16 protein-coding genes are annotated in these 13,242 nt (G+C 72.1%); 3 read left to right on the plus strand and 13 right to left on the minus strand.

Annotation, left to right across the window (positions count from 1 at the left end; all coding sequences use genetic code 11):
• Nucleotides 1-7: 7 nt before the first annotated feature.
• The 3 genes from ACH45E_RS12095 to hisI form a co-directional block, all read right to left on the minus strand.
• Nucleotides 8-649, minus strand: coding sequence for a TIGR02234 family membrane protein (locus tag ACH45E_RS12095; protein ID WP_361437300.1), 642 nt, complete (start codon nucleotides 647-649; stop codon nucleotides 8-10).
• Between the two features lie 61 nt (nucleotides 650-710).
• Entirely contained in the window at nucleotides 711-2,189 is a 1,479-nt protein-coding gene (locus tag ACH45E_RS12100; protein ID WP_361437302.1) for an anthranilate synthase component I, read from the minus strand.
• Between the two features lie 11 nt (nucleotides 2,190-2,200).
• Nucleotides 2,201-2,602 carry a phosphoribosyl-AMP cyclohydrolase gene (gene hisI / locus ACH45E_RS12105; RefSeq protein WP_361437304.1) on the minus strand — a complete coding sequence of 134 codons (402 nt, stop codon included), beginning with the start codon at nucleotides 2,600-2,602 and terminating at the stop codon, nucleotides 2,201-2,203.
• 82 nt (nucleotides 2,603-2,684) lie between these two features.
• Between hisI and ACH45E_RS12110 the strand changes: the two genes are divergently transcribed.
• Both ACH45E_RS12110 and ACH45E_RS12115 read left to right on the plus strand, forming a co-directional pair.
• Nucleotides 2,685-3,320, plus strand: coding sequence for a TIGR03085 family metal-binding protein (locus ACH45E_RS12110; RefSeq protein WP_361437306.1), 636 nt, complete (start codon nucleotides 2,685-2,687; stop codon nucleotides 3,318-3,320).
• A 10-nt stretch (nucleotides 3,321-3,330) separates the two neighbouring features.
• Nucleotides 3,331-3,729, plus strand: coding sequence for a VOC family protein (locus tag ACH45E_RS12115; protein WP_361437308.1), 399 nt, complete (start codon nucleotides 3,331-3,333; stop codon nucleotides 3,727-3,729).
• 3 nt (nucleotides 3,730-3,732) lie between these two features.
• Here ACH45E_RS12115 and ACH45E_RS12120 read toward each other — a convergent pair whose 3' ends face one another.
• The 10 genes from ACH45E_RS12120 to hisD form a co-directional block, all read right to left on the minus strand.
• Nucleotides 3,733-4,995, minus strand: coding sequence for an MFS transporter (locus ACH45E_RS12120; RefSeq protein WP_361437310.1), 1,263 nt, complete (start codon nucleotides 4,993-4,995; stop codon nucleotides 3,733-3,735).
• 14 nt (nucleotides 4,996-5,009) lie between these two features.
• Nucleotides 5,010-5,597 (minus strand): helix-turn-helix domain-containing protein, encoded by a 588-nt coding sequence (locus ACH45E_RS12125; protein ID WP_361437312.1) that lies wholly within the window; start codon nucleotides 5,595-5,597, stop codon nucleotides 5,010-5,012.
• 79 nt (nucleotides 5,598-5,676) lie between these two features.
• Complete coding sequence (hisF, locus tag ACH45E_RS12130) at nucleotides 5,677-6,432, minus strand: imidazole glycerol phosphate synthase subunit HisF (protein ID WP_361437314.1); 756 nt, start codon at nucleotides 6,430-6,432, stop codon at nucleotides 5,677-5,679.
• The gene (locus tag ACH45E_RS12135; protein WP_361437316.1) at nucleotides 6,429-6,827 is read right to left on the minus strand and encodes a RidA family protein; all 399 of its coding nucleotides are present in this window, start codon (nucleotides 6,825-6,827) and stop codon (nucleotides 6,429-6,431) included. The genes hisF and ACH45E_RS12135 overlap by 4 nt, the downstream gene beginning before the upstream one ends.
• Nucleotides 6,824-7,549: a bifunctional 1-(5-phosphoribosyl)-5-((5-phosphoribosylamino)methylideneamino)imidazole-4-carboxamide isomerase/phosphoribosylanthranilate isomerase PriA gene (priA, locus tag ACH45E_RS12140; protein WP_361437318.1), complete on the minus strand. Its 726-nt coding sequence runs from the start codon at nucleotides 7,547-7,549 to the stop codon at nucleotides 6,824-6,826. Before priA ends, ACH45E_RS12135 begins: the two co-directional genes overlap by 4 nt.
• Nucleotides 7,550-7,553: 4 nt before the next feature.
• Nucleotides 7,554-8,195 (minus strand): imidazole glycerol phosphate synthase subunit HisH, encoded by a 642-nt coding sequence (gene hisH / locus ACH45E_RS12145; protein WP_361437320.1) that lies wholly within the window; start codon nucleotides 8,193-8,195, stop codon nucleotides 7,554-7,556.
• Nucleotides 8,195-8,359, minus strand: coding sequence for a hypothetical protein (locus tag ACH45E_RS12150; protein WP_361437322.1), 165 nt, complete (start codon nucleotides 8,357-8,359; stop codon nucleotides 8,195-8,197). Before ACH45E_RS12150 ends, hisH begins: the two co-directional genes overlap by 1 nt.
• A gap of 4 nt (nucleotides 8,360-8,363) precedes the next feature.
• Entirely contained in the window at nucleotides 8,364-8,966 is a 603-nt protein-coding gene (gene hisB / locus ACH45E_RS12155; protein ID WP_361437324.1) for an imidazoleglycerol-phosphate dehydratase HisB, read from the minus strand.
• Nucleotides 8,963-10,072, minus strand: a complete 1,110-nt coding sequence (locus ACH45E_RS12160) for a histidinol-phosphate transaminase (protein WP_361437326.1) — start codon at nucleotides 10,070-10,072, stop codon at nucleotides 8,963-8,965. Before ACH45E_RS12160 ends, hisB begins: the two co-directional genes overlap by 4 nt.
• The gene (gene hisD / locus ACH45E_RS12165; RefSeq protein WP_361437328.1) at nucleotides 10,069-11,394 is read right to left on the minus strand and encodes a histidinol dehydrogenase; all 1,326 of its coding nucleotides are present in this window, start codon (nucleotides 11,392-11,394) and stop codon (nucleotides 10,069-10,071) included. The genes ACH45E_RS12160 and hisD overlap by 4 nt, the downstream gene beginning before the upstream one ends.
• A gap of 178 nt (nucleotides 11,395-11,572) precedes the next feature.
• Here hisD and ACH45E_RS12170 point away from each other — a divergent pair, with 178 nt between their 5' ends.
• On the plus strand, nucleotides 11,573-13,150 hold the full coding sequence (locus ACH45E_RS12170; protein ID WP_361437330.1) for an oxidoreductase: 1,578 nt from the start codon (nucleotides 11,573-11,575) through the stop codon (nucleotides 13,148-13,150).
• The last annotated feature ends 92 nt before the right edge of the window (nucleotides 13,151-13,242 follow it).

The raw sequence follows: 13,242 nt of genomic DNA on the forward strand, positions 1-13,242 counted from the left end.
GACGGGGTCATGCCCCGGTGGGGTCCTCACCCCGGTCCAGGGCCTTCCAGAGCTCCTCGGGACGCTCGGGGTCGGCGGCCTTGGGGGTGCGGCGCGGGCGGGGCGTGCCGTCGCGCTCGTAGCGGCCGGACATGGCGGGCCACAGCCGGCCGTACCGCAGGGCGAGGAGGCCGGCGAGCAGCAGGAGGGCGCCGCCGACGGCCGCGACGTAGGGCCAGCCGGTGTGGGTGAGCGCGGCGACCGTGGCGGAGGTGTCGCCGGTGGTCTCGGCGGCCTTCTCGTCGAGCGCGGAGCTGTCGGAGGCGCCGATCAGGGCGGCGGCGACGGTACCGGCGCCGGAGAGGGCGAGCAGCCCCGCGACCAGGAAACGGCCGGCCTTGCGGACGGCGAAGACGGCGACGAGTGCGGCGAGGCCCACTATGGCGAGGGCCGCGGGGACACCCGTGACGTCGCTGCCCTTGGCGGTCAGCGGGAAAGCGCCGCCGGCCACCGTCGCGGTGCCCTCCGACCAGCTCTGCCGGGTGGCGAGCAGCGCGACGGCCGCGCCGAGCGCGCCGCACAGCAGGGCGACGGCGAGGCTCCGGCGGCCGGACCGCGCGGATACGGGCGCCTGGGAACGGGGGTTGGGTACGGCAGTCACGTACTCCACTATCTCCCGAACCCCGGGCGAACCGTCACCCGGGGTTCACGTGAGGAACGTGATAAACGCCCTACTCGCCCAGCCGGTTGGCCGTGTGCACCGCCCGCAGCACCGCCGCCGCCTTGTTGCGGCACTCCTGGTCCTCGGCGGCGGGGTCGGAGTCGGCGACGATGCCGGCGCCGGCCTGGACGTAGGCGGTGCCGTCGCGCAGCAGGGCCGTCCGGATGGCGATGGCCGTGTCGGAGTCTCCGGCGAAGTCGAGATAGCCGACGCAGCCGCCGTACAGGCCGCGGCGGGACGGTTCGAGCTCGTCGATGATCTGCATCGCGCGGGGCTTCGGCGCTCCGGAGAGGGTGCCGGCCGGGAAGCAGGCCGTCAGCACGTCGAAGGCGGTCCGGCCCCGGGCGACGCGTCCGGTCACCGTGGAGACGATGTGCATCACGTGCGAGTACCGCTCGACGGACATGAAGTCGACGACCTCGACGGAGCCGGGCTCGCAGACCCGGCCGAGGTCGTTGCGGCCGAGGTCGACGAGCATGAGGTGCTCGGCGCGCTCCTTGGGGTCGGCGAGCAGTTCGTCGGCGAGGGCCTGGTCCTCCTGCGGGGTGGCGCCGCGGTGCCGGGTGCCGGCGATGGGGTGGACCATGGCCTGCCCGCCCTCGACCTTGACCAGGGCCTCGGGGGACGAGCCGACGACATCGAAACCGTCGAAGCGGAACAGGTACATGTACGGGGAGGGGTTCGTCGCCCTGAGGACCCGGTACACGTCCAGCGCGCTCGCCGTGCACGGCGTCTCGAACCGCTGGGACGGTACGACCTGGAAGGCCTCGCCCGCGCGGATGCGCTCCTTGACGTCCTCGACGGCCCGCTGGAAGTCGGGGCCGCCCCACAGGGCGGTGTACTCGGGAAGTTCGGAGGGCGGCAGCACGGCGGGCGGCTGGGCGACCGCGCGGGTGAGGTCGGCCTCCATCGCGTCGAGGCGGGCCACGGCGTCCGCGTAGGCCTCGTCGACGCCCGTCTCCAGGTCGTTGTGGTTGATCGCGTTGGCGATCAGCAGGACGGAGCCCTCCCAGTGGTCCATGACCGCGAGGTCGCTGGTCAGGAGCATGGTCAGCTCGGGCAGTTTCAGGTCGTCCCGCTCGCCGGGGCCGATCTTCTCCAGGCGGCGGACGATGTCGTAGCCGAGGTAACCGACCATGCCGCCGGTGAAGGGCGGCAGGCCCTCCTGGTGGGGGGTGTGGAGGGCCTCGATGGTGGCGCGCAGGGCGGCCAGCGGGTCGCCGTCGACGGGAACGCCGACCGGCGGGACGCCCAGCCAGTGGGCCTGGCCGTCGCGGGCGGTCAGCGTGGCGGCCGAGCGCACGCCGACGAAGGAGTACCTGGACCAGGAGCGGCCGTTCTCCGCCGACTCCAGCAGGAAGGTGCCGGGGCGCTCGGCGGCGAGCTTGCGGTACAGCGCGACCGGGGTGTCGCCGTCGGCGAGGAGCTTGCGGGTGACCGGGATGACACGGCGGTCGGAGGCGAGCTTGCGGAACGTCTCGAGGTCCATGGCGGCAGACCTTACTGATCCGGGGCCAAGGCGCCGGAATCGGCGTCCTTGAGCAGCACGTCGGCGTCGAAGCAGGTGCGTTCGCCGGTGTGGCAGGCGGCGCCGACCTGGTCGACCTTGACCAGCACGGTGTCGGCGTCGCAGTCCAGGGCGACGGACTTGACCCACTGGAAGTGGCCGGAGGTGTCGCCCTTGACCCAGTACTCCCGGCGGCTGCGGGACCAGTACGTGCAGCGGCCGGTGGTGAGGGTGCGGTGCAGCGCCTCGTCGTCCATCCAGCCGAGCATGAGCACCTCTCCGGTGTCGTACTGCTGGGCGATGGCGGGCAGGAGTCCGTCGGCGCTGCGCTTGAGGCGCGCGGCGATCTCGGGGTCGAGGCTGCTGGGCCCGGGCGTGCCGGTCGTACTGGTCATGAGTGCCATTGTGCCGGGCTGGACCGACACGGCAGGGTGATGTCCAGTGTGCGGACCCGGGGGGCGGTCGTAGGCTGACGGTATGTCGACCTTCGCCAAGCGTGAACGGCTCCTGCTCGCCGACCTCTTGGAAACGACCGGTCCGGACGCCCCGACCCTGTGCGAGGGCTGGCGGACCCGGGACCTGGCCGCGCACGTGGTGGTGCGCGAGCGCCGCCCCGACGCGGCCGGCGGCAGCCTGCTCAAGCCGCTCGCGCCGCGCCTGGAGAAGGTGATGGCGGAGTATGCCGCGAAGCCGTACGAGGAGCTGATCCGGCTGATCCGTACGGGCCCGCCGCGTTTCTCACCCTTCCAGCTCAAGCAGATCGACGAGGCGGCCAACGTCGTCGAGTTCTACGTGCACACGGAGGACGTCCGCCGCGCCCAGCCCGACTGGGGCACGCGTGAGCTGGACCCGGTCTTCCAGGACGCGCTGTGGTCCCGTCTGGAGCGCACCGCGCGTCTGGTGGGCCGGGGTGTGCCGACGGGTCTGGTGCTGCGCCGCCCGGACGGCCAGACGGCGGTCGCCCACCGGGGCACGCCGGTGGTGACGGTCACCGGCGAGCCGTCCGAGCTGCTGCTGTTCGCCTTCGGCCGGCAGCGTGCCGCCAAGGTGGGCGTCGACGGCGACGAGGACGCGATCGCCAGGCTGCACGACTCGAAGCAGCTCGGCATCTGAGAGGGCTCCCATGATCAAGGTCGCGATGACGGGTGTGTACGTGGACGACGTGCCGCGGGCCCACGCCTTCTACACGGATGTGCTCGGCTTCGAGACCCGCACCCGCCTGGACCTGGGCGGCGGCACGCTGTTCATCACGGTGGGCGCCCCCGGCGGGGCCCAGCCGGACCTCCAGTTGCTGCTGGAGCCGGGCGGGGGCGACATCGCGGAGCCGTACCGCCGGGCGCTGTACGAGGCGGGGATCCCGGCCATCGTGTTCTCGGTGGAGGACATCGCGGCGGAGTACGAGCGGCTGCGCGGGCTCGGGGTGCGCTTCACCCACGAGCCGCAGGAGCAGGGTCCGGTGATCGCCGCGGTGCTGGACGACACCGTGGGCAACCTGGTGCAGCTGGCTCAGCCGAAGGGGTGAGCTTCAGCGGGGCAGTTCGGCGCGCCGCAGGTCCGGTACGCACAGGGCGACGATCCCGCCGAGGCCGCACACGGCGGCGCTGACGGCGTACACCGGTCCGAGCCCCCAGGCGCCGATGGCGGCGGCGGAGAACGGCATGCTCAGCGGGGTCAGGCCGAGGCTGACCAGGCTGGAGACGGCGGTGACCCGGCCCAGGTAGGCGGGGTCGGACTGGGTCTGGAGCAGGGCGCCGCACATCACGCCGCTCAGGCCGGTGAGCAGCCCGACGGCCAGGGCGGCGGCGACGGCTCCGGCGAGGCTGGGGACGAAGGCGAGGGCGCCCACGGCGGCGGAACCCGCGAGGACGGCGCACCCGGCGACCAGCCCGGCCCGGGGCAGCCGCCCCCGCACGGTCAGCAGCAGCGAGACGGCGCCCGCGCCGACGCCGAACCCGGCGAGCACCCAGCCCATCCCGGAGGCGCCCCAGCCGCGCCGGTCGGCCAGCAGGGTGAGGCCGACGTTGAGCGGGCCGACGAAGCCGAGGTCGCCGAGGGCGATGGTGATCAGCAGCGGGGCGAGGACACGGTGGCCGCGGATGTAGCGCAGGCCGGCCACGAGGTCGCTCCAGGCGGTGCCCCCGGCGGCATCGGTGCGGACGGTGTCGTCGCCGGGCAGCTCCCGTACCCGCACGGTGATCAGCAGCGGCACCGACACGGCGATCAGCAGCCCGGCGAGCCCGAACGCGGCCGCCGCGCCGCCGGCCGCCACGCCGAGTCCGCCGAGCGGGGCGCCGACGACGCTCGCGAAGCGGATCGCGAGGGCACGCATGCCGAGGACGCGGGCGAGCTGGCCCTTGCCCGTGAGCCGCGCGGGCAGGGCGCCCACGGCGGGCACGAACACGGCGTCGACGGTGCCGAAGACGAAGGCCAGCAGGGCCAGCGGCCACAGGCCGGGACTGGTGAGGAACAGCAGGGCGGCCACCGCGAGGACGGCGGCGCAGCGCACCGCGTCGCTGCCGATGACGACCCGGCGCGGTCCCAGCCGGTCGGCGATCACGCCCCCGCCCAGCATCAGCACGGCCCTCGGCAGCGCGCTCACCGACATCACGAGGCCGGCCTGCGAGGGGCTTCCGGTCTGCACGGCGGCCCAGGACAGGGCGATGTAGTAGACGCTGTCGCCGACCATGGAGGAGGTGTACGCCCCGAGCCAGCGCAGGACGTTGGGGTCACGGTGGGCGGGACGGTCCGGGACGTGCTTCTCGACGGGTATCGCGGTCGCGGGGGTCACGGTGGTGGCCTCTCTCAGACGCGGAAGGGGAAGCCGTACATGTAGAGGGCGACGTGTTCGCGCCCCTCGGTCTCGCCTGCGGCCTCGGCGGCCAGGCCCTGCTCGTCGTACTTGCGCAGGAGCGACAGCAACTCCTGCTTGAACGCGGCGAGTTCCGTCGGCGTCAGCCGCATCAGGGACTCGTTGTCCATGGACGCGGCGTTCCACTCGGGGTTCCAGGTGGGGCGTTCGTCCAGGTAGCGGCGGTAGCGGTCGGCACGCTGGTCGTGGAAGAGGCGGGTGGCCGCCAGGTGGGCCGCGGCCTTGGCCGGTTCGCCCCGGAAGTCCTCGTCGCGGATGCTCACCCCGTCCGACGCGGGCTGCCACCAACGCTCCCGCGCGTCCCCGGTCTGCGGTTCCGCCTCCTCGATCAGCCCGTGCTCGGCGAGCTTGCGCAGGTGGTAGCTGACCAGGGAGACGGCCTCGTCCACATGCTCGGCGAGCTGCGAGGCCGTCGCGACCCGCTCGACGCACAGCAGCCGGTACAGGTCGGCCCGCAGCGGGTGCGCGAGGGCCTTCAGCGTGCCGACGTCGGTGATCCGCCGGTTCTCTTTGCTCGCCATACCCTCAGGCTAGATACGAAAGAAAAGTTGCGCAACAGATTTTGCGCAACTTATCTTTCGCATCTTGCTCGGTGTCAGGTCACCGCACGGGGTGCCCGGCCCCCCGCAGCGCCTCCTTCACCTCGCCGATCCGCAGGTCGCCGAAGTGGAAGACGGAGGCCGCGAGCACGGCGTCCGCGCCGGCGGCCACGGCCGGGCCGAAGTCCGCGAGCTTGCCCGCGCCGCCCGAGGCGATGACGGGGACCGTGACGTGCTTGCGTACGGCGGTGATCATCTCCAGGTCGTAGCCGTCCTTGGTGCCGTCCGCGTCCATCGAGTTCAGCAGGATCTCGCCGGCGCCGAGCTCGGCGGCCCGGTGCGCCCACTCGACGGCGTCTGTACCGGTCCCCTTGCGGCCCCCGTGGGTCGTGACCTCGAAGGTGCCTCCAGGGGTGCGGCGCGCGTCCACCGACAGCACCAGCACCTGCCGGCCGAAGCGCTCGGCGATCTCGCGGATCAGGTCGGGACGGGCGATCGCCGCGGTGTTCACGCCCACCTTGTCGGCGCCCGCCCGCAGCAGCCTGTCCACGTCCTCGGCCGTGCGGACGCCACCGCCGACGGTCAGCGGGATGAACACCTGCTCGGCGGTGCGGCGCACCACGTCGTACGTCGTCTCGCGGTTGCCCGACGAGGCGGTGATGTCCAGGAACGTCAGCTCGTCGGCGCCCTCGGCGTCGTACACCTTGGCCATCTCGACCGGGTCGCCCGCGTCACGGAGGTTCTGGAAGTTGACGCCCTTGACGACCCGGCCGTTGTCCACGTCCAGGCAGGGGATCACTCGGACGGCAAGGGTCATGCTCCGGACACTCCTCGGAACGCCTCCACCTCGACCTCGACGACCAGGCTGGGGTCGACGAGGCCGGAGACGATGATCATGGATGCGGCGGGCCGGACGGAGTCGAACAGCTCCTTGTGAGCGCGTCCGACGTCGTCCACGTCCCGGGCATGGGTGAGGTACATGCGCGTCCGCACGACGTCGTCGCGGCCGAGGCCCAGCTGGCCCAGCGCCGCGAGCGCGACGTTGAAGGCGTTGACCGTCTGCTCGTACGGTCCGCCTCCGGCGATCTCGCCGTCCACTATCGAGGTGCAACCGGAGACCAGCACCAGGCCGTTCGGCAGCTCCACCGCCCGGGAGTAGCCGAAGCTCTCCTCCCAGGGCGCGCCGGTCGTGACACGTCGTACATCGCTCACTGGGCTACCGCCTCCAAGGCCTCTTCAAGGGTGAACGCCTTCGCGTACAGCGCCTTCCCGACGATGGCGCCCTCGACACCGAGGGGTACCAGGCCGGCGATGGCCCGCAGGTCGTCGAGCGAGGACACGCCACCGGAGGCCACGACCGGTCGGTCGGTCGCGGCGCACACGTTCTTCAGCAGTTCCAGGTTGGGGCCCTGGAGCGTGCCGTCCTTGGCGATGTCGGTGACGACGTACCGCGCGCAGCCCTCCTTGTTGAGGCGCTCCAGCGTCTCGTAGAGGTCACCGCCGTCGCGGGTCCAGCCGCGGCCCCGGAGCGTGGTGCCGCGTACGTCGAGGCCGACCGCGATCTTGTCGCCGTGCTCGGCGATGACCTTGGCGACCCACTCGGGGGTCTCCAGCGCGGCGGTGCCGAGGTTCACGCGGGTGCAGCCGGTGGCGAGGGCGGCGGCCAGGGAGGCGTCGTCGCGGATGCCGCCGGACAGCTCCACCTTGATGTCCATGGCCTTCGCGACCTCGGCGATCAGCTCCCGGTTGTCGCCGGTGCCGAACGCGGCGTCGAGGTCGACCAGATGCAGCCACTCGGCGCCGGACCGCTGCCAGGCCAGGGCGGCCTCCAGGGGGGAGCCGTAGGAGGTCTCCGTGCCGGACTCGCCGTGCACGAGGCGGACGGCCTGGCCGTCGCGGACGTCGACGGCGGGGAGGAGTTCGAGCTTGGCCATGTCGCTACAGGGTTCCGATCCAGTTGGTGAGGAGCTGGGCTCCGGCGTCGCCGGACTTCTCGGGGTGGAACTGGGTGGCCCACAGGGCGCCGTTCTCGACCGCGGCCACGAAGGGCTTGCCGTGCGTGGCCCAGGTGACCCTGGGCGGGCGCAGCGCCGGGTTGTGGGTCTGAAGGCTCCAGTCGTGGACGGCGTAGGAGTGCACGAAGTAGAAGCGCGCGTCCGCGTCCAGGCCCGCGAACAGTTCGGAGCCGGCCGGGGCCTCGACGGTGTTCCAGCCCATGTGGGGCACGACGTCGGCCTGGAGTGGCTCGACCGAGCCCGGCCACTCGTCGAGGCCCTCGGTCTCGACGCCGTGCTCGATGCCGCGCGCGAACAGGATCTGCATGCCGACGCAGATGCCCATCACCGGCCGCCCGCCGGACAGCCGGCGGTCGACGATCCAGTCGCCGCGGGCCTCCCGCAGGCCCTTCATGCAGGCGGCGAAGGCACCGACGCCCGGCACGAGCAGGCCGTCGGCGTTCATCGCCTTGTCGAAGTCGCGGGTGATCTCGACCTCGGCTCCCGTGCGCGCCAGGGCACGCTCGGCGGAGCGGACGTTGCCGAAGCCGTAGTCGAAGACCACGACCTTCTTCGGCGCGCTCATCAGTTCCACACCTCCAGCCGCATGACGCCCGCGACCAGGCACATCGCCGCGGCGATCGAGAGCAGCACGATCAGGCTCTTCGGCATCTGCTGCTTGACGAACGAGTAGATGCCGCCGACCAGGAAGAGGCCCACGACGATCAGGACGGTGGACAGACTGTTCATGGGTTTACAGCGCACCCTTCGTGGACGGAAGGATGCCGGCCGCGCGCGGGTCCCGCTCGCTGGCGTAGCGCAGCGCCCGGGCCAGCGCCTTGAACTGGCACTCCACGATGTGGTGCGCGTTGCGCCCGTAGGGCACGTGCACGTGCAGTGCGATCTGGGCCTGGGCGACGAAGGACTCCAGGATGTGCCGGGTCATCGTGGTGTCGTACTCGCCGATCATCGGCGCCATCTTCTCGGGCTCGGTGTGCACCAGGTAGGGGCGGCCGGAGAGGTCGACGGTGACCTGGGCGAGGGACTCGTCCAGCGGGACCGTGCAGTTGCCGAAGCGGTAGATGCCCACCTTGTCGCCGAGGGCCTGCTTGAAGGCGGCGCCCAGTGCGAGGGCGGTGTCCTCGATGGTGTGGTGGGAGTCGATGTGCAGGTCGCCGTCGGTCTTCACGGTCAGGTCGAACAGACCGTGCCGGCCGAGCTGGTCGAGCATGTGGTCGTAGAAGCCGACGCCGGTGGCGATGTCGGTCTTCCCGGTGCCGTCGAGGTCTATCTCGACGAGGACCGAGGTCTCCTTCGTCGTGCGCTCGATTCTTCCGACGCGCGCCTCGCGAGTCATGCGCTGCTCTCCTTCTTCACGTCACGGACCGCGTCGAGGAACGCGTCGTTCTCGGCCGGGGTGCCGGCGGTGACCCGCAGCCACCCCGGTACGCCGTTGTCACGGACCAGGACCCCCCGGTCGAGGATCTTCTGCCAGGTGGTGTGGGCGTTCTCGAACCGCCCGAACTGCACGAAGTTGGCGTCGGACTCGGTGACCTCGTAGCCGATGGACCTCAGCTCGCTCACCAGCCGGTCGCGCTCGGCCTTCAACTGCTCCACGTACTTCAGCAGCGTGTCCGTGTGCTCCAGGGCGGCCAGGGCGGTCGCCTGGGTGACGGCCGACAGGTGGTACGGCAGCCGGACGAGCTGGACGGCGTCCACGACGGCCGGGTGCGCGGCGAGGTAGCCGAGGCGGAGGCCGGCGGCCCCGAACGCCTTCGACATGGTCCGCGAGACGACGAGATTCGGCCGACCTTCGAGCAGCGGCAGCAGCGAGTCGCCGTGGCTGAACTCGATGTACGCCTCGTCCACGACCACCATGGACGGCTTGGCCGCCTGTGCGGCCTCGTACAGCGCGAGCACCGTCTCGGGCGGCACCGCGTTGCCGGTGGGGTTGTTGGGGGTGGTGACGAAGACGACGTCGGGCCGGTGCTCGGCGATGGCCCGCTCGGCGGCCGGCAGGTCGACGGTGAAGTCCTCGTTGCGGGGCCCGGAGATCCAGCCGGTGCCCGTGCCGCGCGCGATGAGCGCGTGCATCGAGTACGACGGCTCGAAGCCGATCGCCGTACGGCCGGGCCCGCCGAAGGTCTGCAGCAGCTGCTGGATGACCTCGTTGGAGCCGTTGGCCGCCCAGACATTGGCGGGGCCCACCTCGTGGCCGCATGTGTCGGTCAGGTACTTCGCGAGCTGGGTGCGCAGCTCGACCGCGTCCCGGTCCGGGTAGCGGTTGAGGTTCCGGGCGGCCTCGCGCACCCGCTCGGTGATCCGCTCGACCAGCGGCTCGGGCAGCGGGTAGGGGTTCTCGTTCGTGTTCAGCCGTACGGGGACGTCCAGCTGGGGCGCGCCGTAGGGGGACTTGCCGCGCAGCTCGTCGCGTACGGGGAGATCGTCGATTCGGATGTTCACTTGCTCGTCGGTACCTTCCAGCCGAACCTTGCCTTCACCGCCGCGCCGTGCGCGGGCAGGTCCTCCGCCTCCGCCAGCGTCACCACGTGGTGCGCGACCTCGGCCAGCGCGTCCTTCGTGTAGTCGACGATGTGGATGCCGCGCAGGAACGACTGCACGGACAGGCCGGAGGAGTGGCAGGCGCAGCCGCCGGTGGGCAGCACGTGGTTGGAGCCGGCCGCGTAGTCGCCCAGGGAGACCGGCGCCCAGGGGCCGATGAAGACCGCGCCCGCGTTCTTCACCCGGTCGGCGACGGCGGCGGCGTCGGCCGTCTGGATCTCCAGGTGCTCGGCACCGTAGGCGTCGACCACCCTCAGGCCCTCGTCCACGCCGTCGACCAGCACGATCGCGGACTGCCTGCCCTTGAGCGCGGGGACGATCCGGTCGTCGATGTGCTTGGTCGCCGCGACCTGCGGTTCGAGTTCCCTCTCCACCGCGTCGGCCAGTTCGGTGGAGTCGGTGACCAGCACGGCCGCCGCGAGCGGGTCGTGCTCGGCCTGGCTGATCAGGTCGGCGGCGACGTGCACCGGGTCGGCGGTGGAGTCCGCGAGGATCGCGATCTCGGTCGGGCCCGCCTCGGCGTCGATGCCGATCTTGCCGGTGAAGTAGCGCTTGGCGGCGGCGACCCAGATGTTGCCGGGGCCGGTGACCATGTTGGCGGGCGGGCAGGACTCGGTGCCGTGCGCGAACATCGCGACGGCCGTGGCACCACCGGCCGCGTACACCTCGTCGACGCCGAGCAGGGCGCACGCGGCGAGGATCGTGGGGTGCGGCAGGCCGCCGAAATCGGCCTGGGCCGGGGAGGCGAGCGCGATCGACTCGACGCCGGCCTCCTGGGCGGGCACGACGTTCATGACCACGGACGAGGGGTAGACGGACCGGCCGCCGGGCGCGTACAGCCCGACCCGCTCGACCGGGACCCACTTTTCGGTCACCGCGCCACCGGGCACGACCTGGGTCGTGTGGGACGTACGGCGCTGTTCGCGGTGCACGAGGCGGGCCCGGCGGATGGACTCCTCCAGGGCGGCGCGCACGGCCGGGTCGAGCCGTTCCAGCGCGTCGGCGAGCGCCTGCGCCGGGACCCGTACGGATTCCAGCCGGACCCCGTCGAACTTCTCGGCGAAGTCGATCAGCGCCGCGTCGCCCCGATGATGCACGGCTTCGCAGATCGGACGCACCTTCTCGAGGGCGGCCGATACGTCGAAGTCGGCTCGGGGCAGCAGGTCGCGCAGAGCGGGTCCCTCGGGGAGGGCGTCGCCGCGCAGATCGATTCGGGAGATCACGTCCTCAATTCTCTCAGACCGGCGTCGGGCGTTGTCCGCGCGTATCAATGGCTGATACAGAACGTGGCCGGAACGCGGAAGATCCCCTTCAGGTCTAGCGTTCGGGGGGTCACTCAGCGGGCATGAACGGCTGTACTAGCGGGCGAACCGGTGAGTAGCTGAGGGGGAGGGAAGAGGGGTGACCGAGGGGGCCGGCCTGCGCGCCGGGGACCTGCCGGAGGACCTGACGGCCGCCGAGGCCGGGATGTGGCAGGCGTTCCGCAACGGCAGCGTGTACGACCTGAGCAGCGGGGACGCCGTGGTGGACGATCCGCACGGCGGGCATCCCTGGGGGCCCGAGCGGACCGTACGGGCCCGCATCGTGTGCTGGCTGCTCCTGGACGGCCCGCCCGCGCTGGCCGGCCGTGTGTCGTCGCTGAAGCTGGCCGGCGTGCGGGTCAGCGGGGCCCTGGACCTGGCGGGCGGCACGGTGGTGCCGTACGTGGAGCTGAAGGGCTGCCGCTTCGACCGGGACGTCCTGGTCCCCGAGGCCCGTTTCACGACCCTGCGCCTGGTGGACTGCGCGGTCCCGCGCCTGGAGGCCGCCCGCGTGCACACCGAGGGCGATCTGCATCTGCCGCGCTGCCGCTTCCACAACGGCGTCCGGCTCACCGACGCGCACATCGGCACCGATCTGATGCTCAACCAGGCGGTCGTGTACCGGGACCGCACCGGCCGCTCGATCGCCGCCGACGGCATGACCGTCGGCCAGGACCTCCAGGCCGAACTGCTGGAGTCGCACGGCGAGCTGAGCCTGCGCAGCGCCAAGGTCGGCGTGTCGCTGAGCCTGCGCGGCGCCAAGCTGGCCAACCCCTACTCCCGGCTGGCCCTGAACGCGCCCCAGCTGACCGTCGAGCGCACCCTCTACATGACCCCGGCCGGCGTGGGCAGCCCGCTGCTCAGCGGCACCACTCCCGCGCGCGGGACGCGGGTCCAGCGCTTCGCGTGCCAGGGCGGGGTGCGCCTCGACGACGGGCGGTTCGGGGACGCGGTCGACCTCGAGCGGGCCCGGTTCGCCTTCACCGATGACCAGGAGCTGTCGCTGCGCCGGGTGCAGACGCCCGAGCTGCGTTTCCTCGGGGAGCGGCCGCAGCGCGGCAAGGTGGTGCTGTCGGGGGCGCGGGTGGTCACCCTCGTGGACCGGGCGGCCAGCTGGCCGGGGCCGGGCAGTCTGCACATGGGCGGCTTCACGTACGAGAGCCTGGTGCCGCAGGGCCCGTTCCCGCTGACCGAGCGCCTGGACTGGGTGGCGGCGGCGACCGCCGAGTACAACCCCGAGCCGTACGAGCGCCTGGCCGCCGTGCTGCGCGGGGCCGGGGAGGACGAGGACGCGCGCGAGGTGCTGCTCGCCAAGCAGCGCCGCCGCCGCGAGACCCTGCCGCTGGGCGCCAAGCTCTGGGGGTACGCGCAGGACTGGACGGTCGCCTACGGGTACCGGCCCGGCCGGGCCGCCGTGTGGATGGCGGTGCTGTGGGCTGCGGGCACGCTCGCCTTCGCGCACGCCAGCCATCCGCCGATGAACTCCGGCGGCCACCCCGCCTGGAGCCCGGCACTGTTCGCCCTGGACCTGCTGCTGCCGGTCATCGACCTGGGCCAGGTGGGCCAGTGGCAGCTGCGCGGCGGCTGGCAGTGGCTGGCGGCGGCGCTGGTCATGCTGGGCTGGGTCCTGGCGACGACGGTGGCGGCGGGGGCGACGCGGTTGCTGCGCCGGAGCTGACCCGGGCGTCCCGATGCTTGGCAGGTACCCATCAGTAGTTGAACACTAATCAACTTTTACCGGCCCTTGACCGGACGGCGTACAACTTTCCA

It is taken from the genome of Streptomyces sp. NPDC020299 (genome assembly GCF_044387825.1).
Lineage (GTDB): Bacteria > Actinomycetota > Actinomycetes > Streptomycetales > Streptomycetaceae > Streptomyces.